Below are 17,104 nucleotides of genomic sequence, written 5' to 3' on the forward strand. Positions count from 1 at the left end.
GGGTGCTTCTATAAATGAGAGGCACCCTTTCTAAATTTCTGGATATGTGATTGTGATGTTAGGCCACTTACTTTGCCAATTCTTTTTTATAACTCTGTTTTTGTACATATGTAATCGTTCTTTCGATTCAAGAAAATGAGCTGTTGGTTTCACTTGTAAGGAAAGGACATCTTCAATACCACATGGGGCTGTTAAGATAACGTTGTTTAGTTCATCAAGTGTAACTCCTAAAGCCGTTGCTGTTTCAGGGAATTTAGAAATAGCATCACCAGAAGAAGAATATGGCGGCATGTTATTCATTATATGCATACGAGCTTGATTTTTTACTGACCAAGGGATAGTGGCATCCATATTCATTAATTTCGTTTCTAATGATTTTTCATCTATCTCATCTTTATGTAAACGATCATAATAAATAACATCGACATCGGGCGTAGCTGTTCTGACATTATAGCTATGTAAAGTATCCCAAATTTTAGAACGAACAAATCCGGCACAAATCCACCAATCAGGTAGCTCTAGTGATTTTGCCATTTGTAATACATTCATCATCCAGTCGTCGTTTTCTATTAAGTGAATGACATCTTGCTCTGTTTGTATAGTCATTTGTTATCTCACCTGCTTTTTTTTAGAGAGTGAATTAATTCATAAGTTTTATAATCCATGTGATCCAGTAAGCACCTGGTATAAATAACAGTTGAGCTAGTAATGTACCAAAAAGTCTAGAAATCATTAGCCAAGCATACATTTTACTCATTGCTTCAGCACCTTCTTCTGATTGAAGAGCTCGTTCTGTTAAAAGAGCAATACGTGGATCTAGTAGCACTGTTAATAAAATAGTAGCAAAACCATTAATAAGACCAGAAGCTGTAGTGGCTTTTGTTGCGAAAGCTGGAATTAAAAAAGAAGCATATAGTGCGGAAAGGACCCCCGCTGTATAAATTGCAGTAGCGAACATGTTAATAAGCATTATACGCTTTGGAATACCACCGATACGCAGTCTATGAATCATTTCTAACTTTGGAAAGCGGACATATTTTTTTGTGTACTTTAATTTTTGAATGTTATTCGTTTTCATCATTCGAATGAAAGAACCGTCTGTTTCAAAGTTTTGAATGACATATCCAAATAGTTTTGTCAAAGTTGGATACAGTATAATCGCAAGAAATGTACCGATAGAAGCAGATAATAGTACAAGACGTATAATATACTCTAAATCAATAGAAGCATCTCCTTTTGCTTCGTCGACAATCCCGCCAAGTAAAAAAGCTTGTAGTAAGTTTGAAGTTCTTGCAATGAGTAATACGATTCCTACGACGGATAATGCAACAGCAATTTTCTTTAAACGAACCCCCGCTAATCGAATACTATAAGAGCTTGTTTCAACTGCATGGATCACAATTGTGAAAACCATTATAAAAATTAGAGTAATTGACATTTGTTTCACCAGTTTCTATTAAAATAATTGTAACTTTTTTACTTTATCATATCTATCGTATTTTGTAACTGAAAGTATGTGACATAGGAAAAGTGATTTTTCAGAAAAGTGAATAATGATAGTATAATAGAGAGAGAAGTAGGAAAAAGATGTTATCGGTTACTTATAAAGTAAAATGAGTGGGGAATGAAACATGTATAAAACCTTTCTATTTGATTTAGATGGTACAAGAATAAAAAAAGAAGAGATTATTGTTCATATTTTAGAAACAAATGAACTTAATAAAGAAGGAATTGTTATGATTGGTGATAGAAAGCACGATATAATAGGTGCGAATCAGAATGGAATTGCTTCAATTGGTGTTTTATATGGCTATGGCTGTGAGAAAGAACTGACTGAAGTTAGTGCGACTTACATAGTGAAAGATGTTGAAGAACTGTATCATTTTTGTGTAGAAAAAAGTTTAATAAGTTAGTAAATATAGATGCTAGCAATCCCTTTATAACGTATGATGAGGAATTCGTTTCTGTTTAAAGGGATTTTTCATATGTAATCGAATATTTATAATTAGACATTTTTAGCATGAAAAAATTGTATGAATAAGAGGAGGGATGTCAGAATTAAAAGATTAGTAGAAGTTTATCAGAAAAATTTAGAATATTCTGTTTAATGGAGGGGTAAAATTGGAGTTAGTTATTATATTATTAGCACTAAGTTTACTTATGTTCGTAGCATACAGAGGCTTTTCTGTTATTTTATTCGCACCGATATTTGCATTATTTGCAGTATTTTTGACAGAACCTAGTTATGTATTACCTTTCTTTTCTAATATCTTTATGGAGAAAATGGTTGGTTTTATAAAGTTATATTTTCCTGTGTTTTTATTAGGAGCAATATTTGGAAAAGTAGTGGAAATGTCAGGAATTGCAGATTCTATCGCAAAAACGATTATTGAGTTAGTTGGTGAAAAACGTACTATATTAGCGATTGTATTAATGGGGGCTATTTTAACGTATAGTGGTGTTAGTGTGTATGTAGTAGTGTTTGCTGTTTATCCGTTCGCAGCTAAGTTGTTTCGACAAGCTAATATTCCAAAACGTTTAATCCCTGGAACGATTGTTCTTGGAGCAGTAACGTTTACAATGGATGCACTACCTGGATCACCACAAATTCAAAATGTAATACCTACAACATTTTTTAAAACGGATATTTATGCTGCACCGATACTTGGGATTGTAGGAGCAATTTTTGTTCTTACATTAGGTTTACTATATTTAGAGAGTAGACGTAAGAAGGCAAAAGCAGCAGGTGAAGGATATTTTGGTTTTAATGATGGAAATACTGAAATGGCAGCATCTTTGCAATTAGAACAAAAAAATATGCCATTAATTAATAACATTGAAATCACAAGAGCACAACAACTTATTGCATTTATACCACTTATTTTAGTAGGTGTAATGAATAAAGTGTTTACTATTATGATCCCGAAGTGGTATCCAAGCGGTTTTGATTTTTCTGCAATTGGTATGAAAGCATTTGGAAAAGTAGAATTAAGTGCAGTAGTAGGAATTTGGTCTGTAGAATTGGCACTTATTATAGGGATCTTAACAACGTTATTATTATATTGGAAGCGAGTAGTAACAGATTTCCAAGCTGGATTGAATACAAGTATTGGTGGAGCGCTACTTGCAACGATGAATACAGGAGCTGAGTTTGGATTCGGTGGTGTCATTGCAGCACTTCCAGGCTTCGCAATTATGAGAGATGGTATCTCTGCTACTTTCACAAATCCGTTAGTGAATGGTGCAGTAACGACGAATATTTTAGCTGGAATTACAGGCTCTGCATCAGGAGGTATGGGAATAGTATTAAGTGCAATGGGAGATAAATTTATTGCAGCGGCCAATCAATTTGATATTCCATTAGAAGTTATGCACCGTATCGTATCAATGGCATCAGGAGGAATGGATACACTACCGCATAACGGGGCTATTATTACTATTCTTACAGTAACAGGATTAACACATAAACAGTCATATAAAGATATATTTGCTATTACTATTTTGAAAACGGTTGCTGTATTTTTAGTTATCGCGTTCTATACTTTAACAGGACTCTATTAAAAATTCGAATCGTAAAGATTCATCAAATCGATAATTTATATCATAAAATATTAATTAGGATAAGAAGGGGTGGAGTACTTGCAAGAAGTTTCTGAGTTTCGTATGCCAAAGTCGGTATTATATGGAAGGAATTCGCTTGAAAAACTGGGGGAACAATCAAAAAAGTTAGGGAAAAGAGCTTTTATAGTTACTGATACAATTATGGAGAAATTAGGATATGTTGAAAAGTGTATACAACAACTAAATAAGAAAGGTATTACTGTTAGTACATATAATAAAGTGGATGCTGAGCCTACAAATGTACACGTGTTAGAAGCGTTATTTCTTTGTAAAGAGGAAAAGTGTGATTTTATTATCGGTATTGGTGGTGGAAGTTGTATTGATGCTGCGAAAGCAGTAGCGGTTTTATATACAAATGGTGGAGAAGTTGAGGATTATGTCCAAAAGGATATTAAAATAGAAAACAATCCACTACCACTTATTGCAATTCCAACAACTTCTGGTACTGGATCGGAAGTTACAAGTGTAGCAGTAATTACGAATAAAAAAACAGATGTAAAAATGATGATGAAGCATCCTAGTTTTATACCGAAAGTAGCAATTATAGATCCAGTTTTGACAAGTTCGTTACCACCACAAATTACGGCAGCAACAGGAATAGATGCGTTATGTCATGCGATTGAAGCTTATATTTCTAAATTTTCACAACCACTTACAGATGTACTTGCTCTTTCAGCTATTGAAAGTATTATGAAATATTTACGTATAGCATATGAAGATGGACGTAATATGGAGGCAAGAGAAGCGATGATGATTGCTTCCTTACAAGCTGGAATTGCATTTTCTAATGCATCAGTTACATTAGTTCATGGAATGTCAAGGCCTGTGGGAGCATTATTTCATGTACCGCATGGAATATCAAATGCTATACTATTACCTACAGTGTTAGAGTTTACAAAAACAAGTGCAGTGAAAAGGTTAGCAAAAATTGGACGTAACTTAAATAAGGATTTGTATTCGAATTCTGATGAGGAAGTAGCAGACTACACGCTTGGGGAAATAAAAAAACTTTGCTTTGATCTTCGTATTCCAAATTTAAAAGAATACGGAATCGATGAAATTGAATTTGAAAATGCTATTTCTAAAATGGCATCAGATGCAATTGAAAGTGGTAGCCCAGCTAATAACCCACGTGTTCCATCATATGATGAAATCAAAGAGCTGTATCGAGAGTGTTTTAATTATAAGTATAAAGAATTTATAAAAACATCAGATTGTTAATTTCAGAATATTCTATAAAAATTTCCTTGGAAATGAAAGTAGAATTATTCTTTATTATTTCCATATTTCCGTTAAAACAAGACTTTATATTCCAAACTTAAAGTCTTGTTTTATTGTATATAATATACATAATAAAACATTGTTATTAGTTTTATAAAAATAGTTTAGGTAGGTGTTTGTATGAAAACAATAGGTCTTATAGGTGGTATGAGTTGGGAATCAACTTCTGAATATTATCGAATTATTAATGAAGAAATAAAAGAGAGATTAGGAGGGCTACATTCAGCAAAATGTTTGATTAATAGTGTGGACTTTGAAGAGATTGAAAGATTCCAGTCTAGAGGAGATTGGAATGGAGCAGGTGAAGTTTTAGCGAATGCGGCGTATTCATTACAGAAGGGAGGAGCAGACTTTATAATCATTTGTACAAATACAATGCATAAGGTAGTTGGAAAAATAAAGGAGAAAATTGATATTCCAGTCTTACATATTGCCGATGCAACTGCAAAAGAAATTAAAAGAAAAGACATTCAAAAGGTTGGTCTGCTTGGAACTAAATATACAATGGAGCAAGATTTCTATAAGTCACGTATTGAAGAGCATGATATAAAAGTAATAGTACCATCAGGAACAAATAGAGAAAAAGTAAACGAAGTAATATATACAGAATTATGTTTAGGAAAAATAGTATCTCAATCTAGAGAATATTATAAAAGAGTCATTGAAGAGTTAGTGCAAAAAGGGGCACAGGGAATCATATTAGGCTGTACAGAAATAGGATTATTAATAAAGCAAGAAAACGTATCTGTCCCGATATTTGATACGACTCATATACATGCAATTGAAGCAGTTAAGGTAGCGTTAGATAAATAGATTATAATTATATTATGTAAACTTAATTCGTATATCTGGAAAACATTCAGAAAATATTTTATAATGTAAGTGGTTACATATAAGGGGGAATGCGTATGTTTTCAGTTCAACCAATCGCATTTGTACATAATGAAAGAAAGGAAATAAAAGATGATGAGTGGGGAGAAGTAAGATCCCGTATAATTTTAACTGAAATGTATGCAGAAGAAAGTATACAAGGTATTGAAGATTTTTCTCATATTGAAGTTGTTTTTTATTTTCATAAGGTAACTGACGAGCAAATTCAGTATTTTGCTAGACATCCTAGAAATAATAGGGATTATCCTGAAGTAGGTATTTTTGCACAGCGCGGGAAAAATCGTCCGAATCGTATAGGTGTAACAATTGTAAAGGTGATCCAAAGAGAAGGTAAATCAATTATTGTTGAGGGGTTAGATGCTATTGATGGCACTCCTATATTGGATATAAAACCAATAATGAAAGAGTTTATGCCGAAAGAAGAAATACACCAGCCTAAATGGGCAACGGATATAATGAGACAGTATTGGAAGGGGAATGGAGTAAAATGAGAATATATGAGGCAACAATTGCAGATTTAGATGGAATAGCATCAGTTTTTAATAACTATCGCATGTTTTATAGGCAGGATTCTGATTTAGAAGGGGCAAAAGTATTTTTACGAAACCGAATTGAGAGAAAAGAGTCCGTTATTTTCGTAGCAGTTGAAGACGGCGAATATATTGGGTTCACACAACTATATCCATCATTTTCTTCCATTTCAATGAAAGAATTATGGATTTTAAATGATTTATTTGTACAAGCGACGAAGCGTGGAGCCGGAACAGGTAAAAAATTATTAGAAGCTGCTAAAGAATACGCATTAGAAAATGGAGCAAAAGGTGTAAAATTACAAACAGAGATTGATAATTTATCAGCACAACGATTATACGCTGAAAATGGTTATTTGAGAGATAATCGTTATTTCCATTACGAATTAACGTTTTAAAAAATTAAGTTGAAAGAGACATTTTCAAGAAAAAGAATTTCTTTGTAATGAGAAATTCTTTTTTATTTTTGCCGAAATTAAAAAGTATGACAATAATGAAAAAACGATATTTATTTATTGTTAAACAATAAATGATGTGGTAAAATTATGTTGTCATTAAATAAGTGAGGTATTATAAATGAATCTTAAACGAAGTTCAACAACGTTCTTAAAAGTAATTATTTTTCTTGCTGGAATTGCAGTGCTTGCCTTATGCATATTTTTAGTGCCGGAAATGGCGAATTTCGCAGCAAATTTGTATCCTAATATTGCCCCGATGAAATATCTTGTTTTCATTGTGATGTATGGAGCAGCTGTGCCTTTTTACGTTGCTCTTTATCAGGCTTTCAATCTTTTACAGTACATTGATGAGAACACAGCGTTCTCGGAATTATCAGTAAAGGCGTTAAAGAATATAAAGCGCTGTGCAATTACAATCAGTGGTTTGTATGTATTAAGTTCGCCACTTTTTCATTTTATAGCGAAGAAAATGGACCCTCCTATTGGATTAGTGGGACTTATTATCATTTTTGCTTCGCTCGTTATCGCCGTTTTTGCTGCTATCCTCCAACGCCTTCTACAAGAGGCAATTAACATAAAATCAGAAAATGATTTGACAGTCTGAGGTGGCAGATATGACAATTATTATTAATATTGACGTCATGTTAGCAAAACGAAAGATGAGTGTAACGGAGCTTTCGGAGAAGGTTGGAATTACGATGGCGAATCTTTCTATTTTGAAAAATGGGAAAGCAAAAGCGGTTCGTTTTTCAACATTAGAAGCGATATGTAAAGCTTTGGAGTGTCAGCCAGGGGATATTCTGGAGTATAAAAACGATGAGAATACTCAATAAAAACAAATAACAAATGTAAATAATAGAAGTCAATAAAGAAGGGATAGCCACTAAGCTATTCCTTCTTTACGTTAATTGCTGTTAGTAATAAAAAATACAATCTGAATTGCAATGTTTGCGTATCAAAAGGTAACTTGCTACCTTTTGAGGTGATCCGTTTTGTGGAAGACAATTATTTTCCAAAAAGGATATTTTAACTATGTTTTAAATTATTTCGAGTGAATCAAAATCTTCATTTGTATTATAGTTGATTTAAAACCCAGTTTGTTGCATCTTCAAAGTTATCTGCAATGTAGTTTGGTTCAATATGTGCCCATTTGTCTCGGTACGTATGCAAAGCATCATACCCAGCGCCTGTTCGGACTAGAATCGTAGTCGCATTTACTTTTGCTCCTGCAACAATATCAGTCCAGCGATCACCAACTACAGCACATTGTGTTAAATCAAGCCTGTGTTTTTTTGCTGCTTTAAGCAGCATGCCTATACTTGGTTTACGGCATTCACAACCATCACCGTGTTTATGAGGACATACATAAATATCATCAAAACCGAAGTCTTCTAATTCTTGTACAAAATCGGCTACAGTTGCTATTCCATCTGCAATCCCAGGTTGATTTGTGAAAGAGAAAATTTTTATATTTTTAGCTTTTAGTTTTTGCAAGGATGTTTTTGTGAATGGAAATAATGTAAAAGATCCTGGATAATGTATTGTAGTGTCACCACCAATTGTACCGTCACGATCAATGAAAATTGCTTTAATGTTTGTCATAGTTATAGTCCCTTCAATTTATAAGTAGTTTAAAAATGTTTTACAAATCGGTAGCCATTTACTTCATATCCTAATTTTTTGTAAAAAGGATGAGCTTCTACTCTTTTTGTTCCACTAACTAGCCATGTGCCAATGCAATTGTGTTTCTTTGCTAATTGTTCTGCATAATCCATCAACACTTGTCCAATGCCTTTACGTCGTATGTTAGAATCAACGCTAATAATTGAAATCTCTCCATAACGTGTTACATCTTCTAAATTTTCACGTATACGAAATCCAAGTAATCCAAATATAGCTTCTTCTTCCTCGTAAACATATAGAAAATCAAACGGACTCATTTGTACGAATTGTAATCGATTGTTCATATCTTCATAGGAAATAGAGGAACCTTTTAATTCTTTCGTTAAAGAACAAAGTGCGTCTATATCATCTATCGTTGCTTCACGAATTTGAAAAGACATATTATCCACTCCAATAAAATGTAATCAAACATTTAGTATTCTGTTAAAAAATGTTTTTTCCTGCTATAAAAATAAATATTTTATAATGATATATAGATAGTTATATGTTATTCTTTTCCTTGATTGTATTGGAAATGGAAAGAGGGGAAATGCATGTTAGAAGTAAATATCCGCTCAGCTGGATATGAAATAGGCGAAAAAACAATTCGTGATATAGCTTTTTCTATCGAAAAAGGTGAACTAGTTGCTCTTATTGGAGCAAATGGTGCTGGGAAGAGTACGACGATAAAAACGATGCTCGGATTACTTGTAAATATGGACGGTGAAATATCATTCGGTGAAAAGAAAAATCCGTATGCATACGTACCAGAACATCCAACATACTATGATTACTTGACGCTCTGGGAACATATTGAATTATTAATGGCAGCTCGTGGAAGTGAAATGGGAAGCTGGGAAGAAAGAGCGGGACAATTATTACATACTTTTCGAATGGATAAGCATAAACATGAATATTTATCAAAGTTTTCAAAAGGTATGAAACAAAAATCGATGCTAATATTGGCGTTTTTAACTGAGCCAGATTTTTATATAATTGACGAACCCTTTATCGGTTTAGATCCAGTAGCTACGAAAGAGTTTTTAAGTTATTTATATAAAGAAAAAGAGCGCGGAGCAGGAATTTTACTTTGTACGCACGTATTGGATACTGCTGAAAAAATTTGTGAAAGATTTTTACTCATTTCACAAGGTACATTAGTCGCAGATGGACATTTAGAATCTATTCAAATGTTAGCGGAAATGCCGGATAGCTCATTACTAGACTGCTTTGATATAATTGTAAGGCGTGAACAACATGATTAAACAACAATTTTATAAAAGATTATGTCATGAGCTCCAGCGGAAGTGGAAGTCTATATGTTCGGTAACAGATTGGACAGTCGCGTTATATATTATTATTCCAACACTTATATTTATGGGAATCTATTATAGGTCACTATGGATAAATGAATTATCAATGGAAGAGACGATTTATTTCGGATTAGGATTACTCGCATTTTATCTAGTAACATATCCGAGAGGAGTTCGTTCATTTTTTGAGCAAGCGGATAGTTTATTTTTAATTTCGTATGCAACACATATGCGAAAATTAGTCCAGTATGGCATGATGTACACATTTGTTCGAATAGCGATAACGAATGTAATAGTAGTCGTTATTATGTTACCAGTGTTGATGAAAAGTATCGGAGTAACAGAGATACAAGTCGTATTATTTTGGGTATTCTTTACTATATTTCGATTTATGTTGTCGTTGTTAACAAGATTTATTCATGTACAGGTGGGGAAACGATGGGTTTTATGGATTGTAAAAAATGTAGTATTTTCTATGAGCTTGTCCTTTTTTGGAATTAGTTTATTTTTTATTTATAAAAATCTATATTATTCAATTCTATTTATCGGTCTAGTAATTTTCTTAAGTAGTGTATTAGTAAAAGAGAAAATGAATTATAAAAAGTTCTTTTTTAAAGAAATCGAGAAAGAAAAAGAGGAAAGCATGCGCTGGACGAGCGGAATTATGCAAGTTGGTGGTCATGCGGCTAAACCGAGTAGCTCGAATAAAAAACCGTGGATGTTTCCGCGTTCTAAAAGACTATTAGGAAAAAAGCAGATTCTCGTATTGTCGAATCTTTTTTGAAAGAATTTTTCCGTACAAGTACTGCACGAATATTTTATATTCAAATTGTATGTATGAGTACTGCAAGTATAATCATGACTCCAAGGTGGATTGCAGCTATTGTTCTTGTATTTGCTGTAGTTGCAATTTCTCGCTATGCGCGTGATTATTGGAATGAATTTACGAAAAAAATGTTTCTTCATTTATATTGTGAAGAAGGAAAATTACTTTTGCTAAGGTGGAAGGCAGATCGTTATTTACTACTACCAGCAATACTCTTGTATGGAATAGTTATACTTGCCCAGTTTTATTTATTGCCAGCTGTGATTGGTGGCTTTGTTTTTATTTTCTTAATTGTATGGATTGTATTTTTACCATTAAAAAAGAGCCATTGACGGCTCTTTTTCTAGTCTGTAACACATTGATAAATAAAATATACTAAAACGAGTATGCTTGCGGCGGAATACATGACATCTAAAGTCATTTAAGTGCCTCCTCAATATTGTGGTATTAATATTGTATGAAATCTTACAATTTCATATTCAAGTGAAAAATATGTGAACGTTAACAAAATTGTAAAGTGCAAAAATTATAATCATTTTGTATAATAGAAGAAACCACCGTTATATAAAAAATAATGAGTGAAAGGGGAGGGAACATAAATGCCAAATTGGTTTAGAAAAACCTTAGTCGCATTAATTACCGTATTTACATTTGGTTTAGTGACGCCTCCTTCCATATTGCTTGATAATGCCAAAGCTGCGGACAAGCCTACAAGCACAGCTGGGCAACAAAGTTTGGAGAGCACGTCCTATACATATGAAGAAACGAATGACAGGTTAACCACCGATACTTTTATTACTTATGCAATGCAAGAAGCAGAGAAGCAGTCGATGCAAAAGTTTGGTACTAAAATTGGTCCAGTAATTGAAGATGAATTTAAAGATGTAATATTACCGAAAATTGAAGAGGCAATTGCTGAGCTTGCTAGTGATGTACCAGAAGACTCACTACAATCATTAGCGATTTCTCAAAAACCAGCTGGTGGAAATAATGAAAAGATTTTTCACGTCTATGATACGAAATCAGGAAATGATTTATTGCGTTTCCATGTAAGAAGAGATCATCCGCCGCAAGATGGTTATTATTTTAATTTCCATTATCACCGTTTTGATGATGGATACTCTGGACATCATGAGTTAGGAAATATTTATTGGAATACGAATGTACCGCCGAAATGGTTGTCTTAAAAAGAACAAGAGAAAATCTTGTTCTTTTTTATGTTTATAGAAGGGACAGACAACTATGTTGTTGAATAACATAGGTTTAGAAAAAAGAAGTAAAAGGAGTATGGAGATGCAAAAATACATTGTTTTTGACTTTGATGGCACATTAGTAGATTCGCAAAATATATTTGTACCAATTTATAATCAAATTGCTGAAAAGCACGGATATAAAACGGTAAAGGAAGAAGAAATTGAACATTTACGTAAATTAACGATGCCAGAGAGATGTAAACAACTCGATGTACCACTGTATAAATTACCGATATTAGCGTTGGAGTTTTATAAATTATATCAGCCTGCTATAAAAGATCTTGTTTTATTTCATGGGATGAAGGATGTATTAGATGAACTATATAAAAAAGGATACGGTATTGCGGTTATATCATCTAACTCAGAAGAGCATATTCGGGCATTTTTACACAAGAATGATATAGAAAATATACAAGAAGTGTATTGTTCTAAAAATCTGTTTGGTAAAGATAAAATGATAAAAAGATTTTTAAAATCGAAAAAAATAACAGAGAAAGATATGTTATACGTTGGTGATGAACAGCGAGATGTAGCAGCGTGTAAAAAGGCTGGAGTGAACGTAATTTGGGTATCTTGGGGATATGATGTCATTGAAACAGTGAAAAAAGATGCACCAGATTACATGGTTCATAAGCCGATGGAAATTGTGGAAGTAGTACAAGGAGCGTATTCTTAATATGAATACACTGCGAGCAGGCATTCATCATATTGAATTTTGGGTAGCAAATTTAGAGGAGTCCATTTCTTTTTATAATAAGTTGTTTTTCATAATTGGATGGAGAAAGTTAAATGAAGTAGCATATAGCACGGGAGAAAGTGAAATATACTTTAAAGAAGTAGATGAGGAAATCGTAAGGACGTTAGGGCCTAGACATATTTGTTATCAAGCTATTCATAGAGAAGTAGTTGATGAAGTAGCAGATTTTCTTTCTAGTACGAAAGTGAAGGTAATACGTGGTCCAATTGAAATGAATCATTATTCAGAAGGGTACTATACGATTGATTTTTACGATCCGAATGGGTTTATTGTAGAAGTAGCCTATACACCAAATGCAGAAATGTAAGGGGAATAGATATGAAGATAATTACAGCGCAGCAAAACAATATACAAATTGTAAAAGATGCAGCGAATATTGAAGAAATTTCTAAAGGTTTCTCTCCAGATAAGAAATATGTAATTACGAATGCAAATAATGAAAAATATTTATTTCGGACAGGCGATATAAAAGAGTATGAAAGAAAGAAAATAGAGTTTCAAATTTTAAATGAAATGGTAAAACGTAACGTACAGGCACAAAGGCCAATTGAAATAGGTATATTGGAAGAAGAAGGTGTATGCTATAGTATTTTTTCATATTTAGAAGGGGAAGATGCGAAGAGACTATTGTCTACGTATTCACCAAAAGAACAATATGATATTGGCATAGAGGCAGGAAAAGATTTAGTGAAAATGCATACACTTGAAGCTCCTAAGAATATACTTCCGTGGTATGAAAGAGCAATGAAAAAACATAGGAAATATTTAGAGGCGTATAAAACATGCGGAATTAAAATTGAAAATGATGATAAAATTATTAAGTTTATAGATGAAAATGAAATGTATGTAAAGGATCGCCCAAATCGATTTCAACACGATGATTTTCATTTAGAAAATATAATTGTACGGGATGGGAAATATGTAGGTGTAGTTGATTTCAATGGTTATGACTGGGGCGACCCACTGCATGATTTCGTAAAAATTGCATTATTTGCAAGAGACATTAGTATTCCATATTCAATCGGACAAATAGAAGGATACTTTAATGAGAGAATACCAGAGGAGTTCTGGAAATTATATGCGGTGTACGTTAGCATGACAGTTTTCTCATCAGTTGTCTGGACATTACGAGCAGCACCGCATATGTTGGATGATACGTTAGAGCGTCTTCATATTGTATTGGAAGATCATAAAAACTTTGAATTATCGAAGCCGATTTGGTTTCAACCAGATAAGATTGATATGAAATAGAAAAGGTAGGTGTGATTCGCACCTACCTTTATTTTTTACCATCAAAATACTTATTTAATTTTCTTAAATGTAAGCGGCTGAGTACTTAACATAGCTGGCACATGTAACTGAAGAGATGGGAATTCACCACTCACATTCATTTCATAAGCGAATAATAAACTCATTTTCATTTGGAATAAGTCAATTTTTGCAGAGAAGATGTCGTAGTGATGATGGTGCAATTGAACCTCCATCTCCATAAATTGTACAAATAACGAATCATCTTGTTTGTATACTTGTAATGTTCCGTATGCAGGATGTTCAAAAGTACCAGTATAATCCTCTAACTTGTGAGAAGGTGTAGTCCCTTTAATTTGTTCAGGAAGCGATTCAGTTGCTTCTTTCATCATTTCCTTCATTTTCTCAGTATCTTCTACAGCACGTTTATGCCAATCAATGGATTCTAATTCAAGTAGTTCGTCATAAATTTGATTAGCGAGATAAGTAGGAAGTAATGTTCCTCCAGCATTCGTTAAAATGACAAGGCCTATGTTTTCTGTTGGTATGAATGAAACAAGTGCTGAAAACCCATCAATATTACCGCCATGATGAATTACCTTATTACCACGGTAAGCGCTAATAAACCAACCAAGACCGTAACTATTTAATGGAGATTCAGGGAGTGATAAAACCGGTTGGTCTGGAATTGAATTGTGTGGTGTATACATTTGTTGTAATAATTCAGAGGAGATTAATTCATGATCTCCAAATTTTCCTTCATTTAAGTGGAGAAGTACCCAATTTGCCATATCTTCAATTGTGGAATTAATACACCCAGCAGCGCCAACTGTATCGATGTTACGGAATGGAACTGCTTTTATTTCACCGTCATTTTCAATGTAAGGTAAAGCGTAATCATCTGTAGTTTGTGAATCGTTAACAGAGAAGTTTGTATGTCTCATATTTAAAGGTTCTAAAATATGTTCTGTAGTGTATTGCTCCCACGTTTGATTTGTAATGTTTTCAACAATGTAGCTAATTGTTGCATACATTAAGTTGTTATATAGAAACGCTGTTCGGAACGGCGCATCAAGTGGTAAATGTTTTATTTTTTCAACGAGATTTTTTCGAGATAAGGAAGAGCTATACCAAAGAGCCTCATGACGGCTTACACCGGTTCGATGAGAAGCTAAATCTCGTCCGGTAACTTGTGAGCTAGCAAGTACTTCAGATAAAGAGAAGTTAGGTATATAAGACTGGACAGGACTATCCCAATTAAATTTTTGTTGTTGTGCTAACAAACTTAATGAAAGTGTGCCAAAAGCTTTCGTTGAAGAACCGATTGCGAATCGAGTATGCGGTGTAACAGCCTCTTTTGTTTCTATATTACGATAGCCGAAACCTTCTGAAATAATAACTTCACCGTCTTTTATTACAGCGACAGCAGCACCAGGAACATTTAAATCCTTCATCATTTTTTCAACCGTTGTTTGTAAAGAAGTCATAACAGGCGTTCCAATTTTAGACATACTTCTAACCTCCAAATATAAATTTTGTTCTACCGCACTATACTTTCGGTAATAGAAAATGAAAACCTTTTTAAATTTGGAAAGTTAATAATTTTGTAAGAATTAGTGCAAGAAATTTTATTAATTAGGATTATTAACTTTACCATTTTTCATGTTATGATAAATTGCATATACGATTGAAAGAAGGTTTTCCTACATATGAAACATGCTGAAAATGAATACTTAAATTTATGCCGCCATGTAATGGAACATGGTACGAAGAAAGAAGATCGTACAGGGACAGGAACTGTATCTGTATTTGGATATCAAATGCGTTTTGATTTGAGTAAAGGATTTCCTTTATTAACGACAAAAAGAGTACCATTTCGCCTTGTAGCAAGTGAACTGCTTTGGTTTATGAAAGGTGATACAAATATTCGCTATTTATTGCAGCATAATAATAATATTTGGAATGAATGGGCATTTAAGAGCTGGGTGGAAAGTGACGAGTATACTGGGCCTGATATGACCGATTTCGGTCTTCGCTCACAACAAGATGAAGAATTTAAAGTACAGTACGATGAGCAAATGGAATTGTTTAAAAAGAACGTTTTAGAAGATGATGATTTCTCAAATAAATATGGTTATTTAGGAGACGTATACGGTAAACAGTGGCGTGCTTGGAAAACGACAGCCGGTGAGACACTTGATCAATTAAAAGATGTAATTGAAATGATTAAAAAAACACCAGACTCACGTCGTTTAATCGTTTCTGCTTGGAATCCTGAAGACGTACCGAGTATGGCATTACCGCCTTGTCATACATTATTCCAGTTTTATGTAGCGGACGGAAAACTTTCTTGTCAGCTATATCAAAGAAGTGGTGACATATTCCTTGGAATTCCATTTAACATTGCAAGTTATTCACTACTAACACATTTAATTGCACATGAATGTGGTCTTGAAGTAGGAGAATTTGTTCATACAATTGGAGATGCACACATTTATACAAATCATTTTGAACAAGTAGAAAAGCAATTGGCACGTGAACCACGTCCGTTCCCAAAACTTACATTAAATCCAGATGTGAAATCTGTTTTCGATTTTGAAATGGAAGATTTAACGATTGAAGGATACGATCCGCATCCAGCAATTAAAGCACCGGTTGCAGTATAATTGTAGAGGAGATGAAAAAAATGATTGTTTCATTTATGGTCGCAATGGACGAAAATAGAGTAATTGGTAAAGATAATAATTTACCTTGGCGTTTACCGAGTGAATTACAATACGTGAAGAAAACAACGATGGGTCACCCGCTTATTATGGGAAGAAAGAACTATGAAGCGATTGGTAGACCGCTGCCTGGAAGACGGAATATTATTGTAACTCGTAATGAAGGATATCACGTTGAAGGATGTGAAGTTGTTCATTCTGTAGAAGAAGTATTTGAACTATGTAAAAATGAAGAAGAGATTTTTATTTTTGGCGGGGCGCAAATTTATGATCTCTTTTTACCTTATGTAGACAAATTGTATATAACAAAAATCCATTATGCATTTGAAGGAGATACATTCTTCCCAGAAATGGATATGACAAATTGGAAAGAGATTTTTGTGGAAAAAGGTTTAACGGATGAAAAAAACCCGTATACGTATTATTACCATGTATATGAGAAACAACAATAATAAAAAAAGATTGATGTGAGAATTCGCATCAATCTTTTTATTTATATTCACCAATATAAGTTTATAGATGAGATTCGATAGTGCTATAA

At 33.4% G+C, this 17,104-nt stretch carries 19 protein-coding genes and 2 pseudogenes; 16 read left to right on the forward strand and 5 right to left on the reverse strand.

What is annotated here, in order from left to right; all coding sequences use genetic code 11:
• Positions 1-30: 30 nt before the first annotated feature.
• Together MHI26_RS11045 and MHI26_RS11050 are read right to left on the reverse strand one after the other, a co-directional pair.
• Positions 31-606, reverse strand: coding sequence for a nucleotidyltransferase family protein (locus MHI26_RS11045; protein WP_061665973.1), 576 nt, complete (start codon positions 604-606; stop codon positions 31-33).
• 34 nt (positions 607-640) lie between these two features.
• Positions 641-1,438: a lipid II flippase Amj family protein gene (locus tag MHI26_RS11050; RefSeq protein WP_000028919.1), complete on the reverse strand. Its 798-nt coding sequence runs from the start codon at positions 1,436-1,438 to the stop codon at positions 641-643.
• Positions 1,439-1,652: 214 nt separating this feature from the next.
• Here MHI26_RS11050 and MHI26_RS11055 point away from each other — a divergent pair.
• From MHI26_RS11055 to MHI26_RS11090, 8 genes and pseudogenes are all read left to right on the forward strand, one after another.
• Positions 1,653-1,913 (forward strand): annotated as a pseudogene (locus MHI26_RS11055) (HAD hydrolase-like protein); the annotation flags it as partial.
• Positions 1,914-2,121: 208 nt separating this feature from the next.
• Positions 2,122-3,561: a GntP family permease gene (locus tag MHI26_RS11060; RefSeq protein WP_000424325.1), complete on the forward strand. Its 1,440-nt coding sequence runs from the start codon at positions 2,122-2,124 to the stop codon at positions 3,559-3,561.
• Between the two features lie 78 nt (positions 3,562-3,639).
• On the forward strand, positions 3,640-4,842 hold the full coding sequence (locus MHI26_RS11065) for an iron-containing alcohol dehydrogenase (RefSeq protein WP_001158666.1): 1,203 nt from the start codon (positions 3,640-3,642) through the stop codon (positions 4,840-4,842).
• A gap of 180 nt (positions 4,843-5,022) precedes the next feature.
• Positions 5,023-5,715: an aspartate/glutamate racemase family protein gene (locus MHI26_RS11070; RefSeq protein WP_000848577.1), complete on the forward strand. Its 693-nt coding sequence runs from the start codon at positions 5,023-5,025 to the stop codon at positions 5,713-5,715.
• Positions 5,716-5,810: 95 nt separating this feature from the next.
• Positions 5,811-6,284, forward strand: a complete 474-nt coding sequence (locus tag MHI26_RS11075) for an SAM-dependent methyltransferase (RefSeq protein ID WP_000493249.1) — start codon at positions 5,811-5,813, stop codon at positions 6,282-6,284.
• Positions 6,281-6,721: a GNAT family N-acetyltransferase gene (locus tag MHI26_RS11080; RefSeq protein WP_001223851.1), complete on the forward strand. Its 441-nt coding sequence runs from the start codon at positions 6,281-6,283 to the stop codon at positions 6,719-6,721. Before MHI26_RS11075 ends, MHI26_RS11080 begins: the two co-directional genes overlap by 4 nt.
• A gap of 178 nt (positions 6,722-6,899) precedes the next feature.
• Positions 6,900-7,385 (forward strand): DUF2975 domain-containing protein, encoded by a 486-nt coding sequence (locus MHI26_RS11085; RefSeq protein WP_001050147.1) that lies wholly within the window; start codon positions 6,900-6,902, stop codon positions 7,383-7,385.
• A gap of 10 nt (positions 7,386-7,395) precedes the next feature.
• Positions 7,396-7,614, forward strand: coding sequence for a helix-turn-helix domain-containing protein (locus MHI26_RS11090; RefSeq protein ID WP_000152534.1), 219 nt, complete (start codon positions 7,396-7,398; stop codon positions 7,612-7,614).
• Positions 7,615-7,855: 241 nt separating this feature from the next.
• Here MHI26_RS11090 and MHI26_RS11095 read toward each other — a convergent pair whose 3' ends face one another.
• Both MHI26_RS11095 and MHI26_RS11100 read right to left on the reverse strand, forming a co-directional pair.
• Positions 7,856-8,383 carry an HAD-IIIA family hydrolase gene (locus MHI26_RS11095; protein ID WP_000181779.1) on the reverse strand — a complete coding sequence of 176 codons (528 nt, stop codon included), beginning with the start codon at positions 8,381-8,383 and terminating at the stop codon, positions 7,856-7,858.
• 29 nt (positions 8,384-8,412) lie between these two features.
• Positions 8,413-8,844 (reverse strand): GNAT family N-acetyltransferase, encoded by a 432-nt coding sequence (locus MHI26_RS11100; protein WP_000009776.1) that lies wholly within the window; start codon positions 8,842-8,844, stop codon positions 8,413-8,415.
• A 153-nt stretch (positions 8,845-8,997) separates the two neighbouring features.
• Between MHI26_RS11100 and MHI26_RS11105 the strand changes: the two genes are divergently transcribed.
• The 6 genes and pseudogenes from MHI26_RS11105 (at position 8,998) to MHI26_RS11130 (ending at position 13,843) form a co-directional block, all read left to right on the forward strand.
• Positions 8,998-9,708, forward strand: a complete 711-nt coding sequence (locus MHI26_RS11105) for an ABC transporter ATP-binding protein (RefSeq protein ID WP_000895248.1) — start codon at positions 8,998-9,000, stop codon at positions 9,706-9,708.
• Positions 9,701-10,914 (forward strand): annotated as a pseudogene (locus tag MHI26_RS11110) (ABC transporter permease). Before MHI26_RS11105 ends, MHI26_RS11110 begins: the two are co-directional and overlap by 8 nt.
• A gap of 267 nt (positions 10,915-11,181) precedes the next feature.
• On the forward strand, positions 11,182-11,769 hold the full coding sequence (locus tag MHI26_RS11115; protein ID WP_001134421.1) for a YpjP family protein: 588 nt from the start codon (positions 11,182-11,184) through the stop codon (positions 11,767-11,769).
• A gap of 106 nt (positions 11,770-11,875) precedes the next feature.
• Positions 11,876-12,511 carry an HAD family hydrolase gene (locus MHI26_RS11120; protein ID WP_042973285.1) on the forward strand — a complete coding sequence of 212 codons (636 nt, stop codon included), beginning with the start codon at positions 11,876-11,878 and terminating at the stop codon, positions 12,509-12,511.
• Position 12,512: 1 nt separating this feature from the next.
• Positions 12,513-12,899 (forward strand): VOC family protein, encoded by a 387-nt coding sequence (locus MHI26_RS11125; RefSeq protein WP_001094661.1) that lies wholly within the window; start codon positions 12,513-12,515, stop codon positions 12,897-12,899.
• Positions 12,900-12,910: 11 nt separating this feature from the next.
• Entirely contained in the window at positions 12,911-13,843 is a 933-nt protein-coding gene (locus tag MHI26_RS11130) for an aminoglycoside phosphotransferase family protein (RefSeq protein WP_061665974.1), read from the forward strand.
• Between the two features lie 50 nt (positions 13,844-13,893).
• On the opposite strand, the gene MHI26_RS11135 is transcribed toward MHI26_RS11130, so the two are convergent.
• Positions 13,894-15,351: a serine hydrolase gene (locus MHI26_RS11135; RefSeq protein WP_000034532.1), complete on the reverse strand. Its 1,458-nt coding sequence runs from the start codon at positions 15,349-15,351 to the stop codon at positions 13,894-13,896.
• A 198-nt stretch (positions 15,352-15,549) separates the two neighbouring features.
• Between MHI26_RS11135 and MHI26_RS11140 the strand changes: the two genes are divergently transcribed.
• Together MHI26_RS11140 and MHI26_RS11145 are read left to right on the forward strand one after the other, a co-directional pair.
• Complete coding sequence (locus MHI26_RS11140) at positions 15,550-16,506, forward strand: thymidylate synthase (RefSeq protein ID WP_000679600.1); 957 nt, start codon at positions 15,550-15,552, stop codon at positions 16,504-16,506.
• Positions 16,507-16,526: 20 nt separating this feature from the next.
• Complete coding sequence (locus MHI26_RS11145) at positions 16,527-17,015, forward strand: dihydrofolate reductase (protein ID WP_000637207.1); 489 nt, start codon at positions 16,527-16,529, stop codon at positions 17,013-17,015.
• The last annotated feature ends 89 nt before the right edge of the window (positions 17,016-17,104 follow it).

Source organism: Bacillus sp. FSL K6-1218 (assembly GCF_038006445.1).
GTDB classification, from domain to species: Bacteria; Bacillota; Bacilli; order Bacillales; family Bacillaceae_G; genus Bacillus_A; species Bacillus_A thuringiensis_S.

What these genes read in the sequence shown, in the direction of transcription:
- MHI26_RS11085 (WP_001050147.1), top strand. Translation starts at nt 6,900, where the DNA reads ATGAATCTTAAACGAAGTTCAACAACGTTCTTAAAAGTAATTATTTTT.
- MHI26_RS11140 (WP_000679600.1), top strand. Translation starts at nt 15,550, where the DNA reads ATGAAACATGCTGAAAATGAATACTTAAATTTATGCCGCCATGTAATG.
- MHI26_RS11095 (WP_000181779.1), bottom strand. Translation starts at nt 8,383, where the DNA reads ATGACAAACATTAAAGCAATTTTCATTGATCGTGACGGTACAATTGGT.
- MHI26_RS11070 (WP_000848577.1), top strand. Translation starts at nt 5,023, where the DNA reads ATGAAAACAATAGGTCTTATAGGTGGTATGAGTTGGGAATCAACTTCT.
- MHI26_RS11120 (WP_042973285.1), top strand. Translation starts at nt 11,876, where the DNA reads ATGCAAAAATACATTGTTTTTGACTTTGATGGCACATTAGTAGATTCG.
- MHI26_RS11100 (WP_000009776.1), bottom strand. Translation starts at nt 8,844, where the DNA reads ATGTCTTTTCAAATTCGTGAAGCAACGATAGATGATATAGACGCACTT.
- MHI26_RS11135 (WP_000034532.1), bottom strand. Translation starts at nt 15,351, where the DNA reads ATGTCTAAAATTGGAACGCCTGTTATGACTTCTTTACAAACAACGGTT.
- MHI26_RS11115 (WP_001134421.1), top strand. Translation starts at nt 11,182, where the DNA reads ATGCCAAATTGGTTTAGAAAAACCTTAGTCGCATTAATTACCGTATTT.
- MHI26_RS11105 (WP_000895248.1), top strand. Translation starts at nt 8,998, where the DNA reads ATGTTAGAAGTAAATATCCGCTCAGCTGGATATGAAATAGGCGAAAAA.
- MHI26_RS11125 (WP_001094661.1), top strand. Translation starts at nt 12,513, where the DNA reads ATGAATACACTGCGAGCAGGCATTCATCATATTGAATTTTGGGTAGCA.
- MHI26_RS11090 (WP_000152534.1), top strand. Translation starts at nt 7,396, where the DNA reads ATGACAATTATTATTAATATTGACGTCATGTTAGCAAAACGAAAGATG.
- MHI26_RS11145 (WP_000637207.1), top strand. Translation starts at nt 16,527, where the DNA reads ATGATTGTTTCATTTATGGTCGCAATGGACGAAAATAGAGTAATTGGT.
- MHI26_RS11050 (WP_000028919.1), bottom strand. Translation starts at nt 1,438, where the DNA reads ATGTCAATTACTCTAATTTTTATAATGGTTTTCACAATTGTGATCCAT.
- MHI26_RS11080 (WP_001223851.1), top strand. Translation starts at nt 6,281, where the DNA reads ATGAGAATATATGAGGCAACAATTGCAGATTTAGATGGAATAGCATCA.
- MHI26_RS11130 (WP_061665974.1), top strand. Translation starts at nt 12,911, where the DNA reads ATGAAGATAATTACAGCGCAGCAAAACAATATACAAATTGTAAAAGAT.
- MHI26_RS11045 (WP_061665973.1), bottom strand. Translation starts at nt 606, where the DNA reads ATGACTATACAAACAGAGCAAGATGTCATTCACTTAATAGAAAACGAC.
- MHI26_RS11075 (WP_000493249.1), top strand. Translation starts at nt 5,811, where the DNA reads ATGTTTTCAGTTCAACCAATCGCATTTGTACATAATGAAAGAAAGGAA.